Annotated in this window: 4 protein-coding genes; 1 reads left to right on the forward strand and 3 read right to left on the reverse strand. The window is 61.8% G+C overall.

The features are described from left to right. A partial coding sequence (locus EN994_RS27710) for a PAS domain-containing protein (RefSeq protein WP_164746253.1) occupies positions 1-275 on the reverse strand: 275 nt, incomplete at its 3' end. A gap of 191 nt (positions 276-466) precedes the next feature. Here EN994_RS27710 and EN994_RS27715 point away from each other — a divergent pair. Beyond that, positions 467-817, forward strand: a complete 351-nt coding sequence (locus EN994_RS27715) for a hypothetical protein (protein ID WP_013529266.1) — start codon at positions 467-469, stop codon at positions 815-817. Positions 818-904: 87 nt separating this feature from the next. On the opposite strand, the gene EN994_RS27720 is transcribed toward EN994_RS27715, so the two are convergent. Together EN994_RS27720 and EN994_RS27725 are read right to left on the reverse strand one after the other, a co-directional pair. Continuing rightward, positions 905-1,141, reverse strand: a complete 237-nt coding sequence (locus tag EN994_RS27720) for a hypothetical protein (protein WP_013529265.1) — start codon at positions 1,139-1,141, stop codon at positions 905-907. Between the two features lie 123 nt (positions 1,142-1,264). Next, entirely contained in the window at positions 1,265-2,179 is a 915-nt protein-coding gene (locus EN994_RS27725; RefSeq protein WP_063169150.1) for a DUF2865 domain-containing protein, read from the reverse strand. Positions 2,180-2,312: the final 133 nt, after the last annotated feature.

The following is a 2,312-nucleotide window of genomic DNA, read 5'->3' on the forward strand; positions in this document are numbered from 1 at the left end:
CCGTTCAGGACCTGGTTGAGGAAGTCGAAGCGGAACCGGCCAAGCACGTTTGCCGGATCGATGCCGGTGGCGGCCTGGTAATTTTGCGAAAGCCAGGAGAAGCGCAGTTCGGCGTCCGTTTCCCAGACCCAGTCCGAACCGGCTTCGACGAGTTGGCGAAGCGCATCGTTCGAATCCATGCAAGAGGCGGACGATGAGGCATCGTCGCCATGCACTGTGGATCTGCGAGGCCCGCGCTTGCCGCGCGCGCCGATTGTTTCGTCCGCTTCCGCCATGCCGTCCCCACCCCGAAAACCAAGGCCGAACCCTCCTCCGCGGTTCGTCGGCGGAATCTGCCCGAGAAGCATTAAGGATCCGCTAACCTTAACGGTCGGTTGGACAGGATTGCGCGGCGCGGTCTGCTTCATTCCGCCCGGTTGTCGGCGGGGTCGAACCCGCTATATAAGCAACGGCAGGGGTATTGCTGATGCTTGGACGGATTGTGCCTTTTTTCATGGGGCTGGCGCTGCTTTTCGGCGGCGGTTGCTCGCGCAGTTATGACGGCACGGTCGTCATCCCGAGACCGCTTGATGTCCGGCGATTCTGGGATCGGCCGCCACCGAATGTCGACTATGGGCAATCCGAGGTCGAGAACGGCGCTTTTCCTGTGGCGCCGCAGCCGGACCGGCGTTTTTCCGAGCGCAAGGTCAGCCATGCCGCACCGAGACGGCACCAGACGAGGTTGCCTGCGTCCGCTTCCCTATCGGCGCCAGCGAAGCCGCTGACCTGCAGGAACGTCAGCGAGCCTGGCAAGAGAGCTCGCATGGTCTGCGATTAGATCGGAGCGGGTCCCTAAAAGCGGGACCCGGTTTTCGGATGGGATGCGATCAAGACGCGATCCGCGGATAGCTTCGGTGACCCGGCCTCACAGTGAAGCAGCGCCCTTTTTCGGCTCCTTCGCACCGAGCTTGTCGAGTGCAAGACGAACCTGACGCAGATCTTCCTGCCAGCCGTCATCGTCGTCCATCGGACCCTCCGAGGCAGCCCGCTGCAGCCCACGCGCCTCGGATTCGATCTCGCGCAGTTCGGCGATTTTCTGTTCGGTGGTCAGCGAGTCATCTTCGACGATCTCCAGTACCCGCATTTCCCGGAACGTAGCCACGGCGTTTCTCCCGGCTGATGTCGATCACAACGCCATGAGCGCCTCTCTGTTCCAGCCGGATCAGGCAACCGCATCGCAGCAGGCACGCCGCAACCGGTGATCGCCAATTGGGGAAGCCGGCGATCATTCGGCCGGGAAAAACGCCGGGCCGACCACGCGCACCGACCGCTTGCCGGCCTCGATCGAAAGGTGCTGGGCGGCACCTGGCGCTTCGGCATCGATTCCAGGGACGGCCGCAACCGTGCCGAGATCCGGCTTCGCCGTCGGCAGCGGAATAATGGCATTGCGCATGTTGGCGGGCGTCACAGTCCTGGCTCGCAGTTCGGTGACCCGCTGGTAGTATCGCTTGACGTCGCATGCCTTGAAATTCGCATCATCGCGATATCTGAAGGCTGCCGGCAGTTCGGTATAAGGCTTGCGCGTGTCGAGCGCGACCATCTGGTCGGTTTCGAGGCTGGCATCGTTCAACGTGTAGAGGTCGACGCTGGGGTCATCGCAGATGTAACGGCATTGATCGGCCGTCTCCTTCAGATCACCGCTGGCGGCGAATTGCGACTTTGGCGCCGGGAAGAAATACCCGTCCGACAGACGCACGCAAAACAGCATCGCATTGCCGCCGAACGTGGTGCTCGCCGATTGGGTGCCGGGCGCGGCGCGCGCAGACCGTTGCTTTGCCGAAGGCGCGCAGCCAAGCGCCACGAGGCGCGCCTGCAGACCCGCCGTGTCGCGGCCTGAATTCCCGGCGGCAGCGATCCGGCGCTGCACATCCGAGCGGCTCCTGGCGAGATCGGCGCAAGCGTTGAAGAGACCACCAAGCGAACTTTTCGCCGTGCACTGGCGCTGTCTCTCGATAGTCTGGATGGCTGCAAGTTGCCGGCGCAGTTGAGCAAGCTCCGGGTTCGCCCCGTTGCTGCGGCCACCCGAAAGCAACTGGCTTCTGATCGCGCCGCAGCTGTCCGCGTAGGACGGAAGCGTCCCGAACAAAACCGCCGCCAGCGAAATCAATGCGACCACCATGGAAGGCCAGAAACGGATCATCGGGACAACTCGGTCCTTTTTGCGGAGAACCCGGAATTACAGTCCATAACTTACACAAGTTTCAGCTATATGAGTAAACTCTAATTATCTCAAGAACTTCAGCCGGGGTAAGCTTTTGTCTATTGTATTATGT

This window comes from Mesorhizobium sp. M7A.F.Ca.CA.002.09.1.1 (genome assembly GCF_003998555.1).
Lineage (GTDB): Bacteria > Pseudomonadota > Alphaproteobacteria > Rhizobiales > Rhizobiaceae > Mesorhizobium > Mesorhizobium ciceri.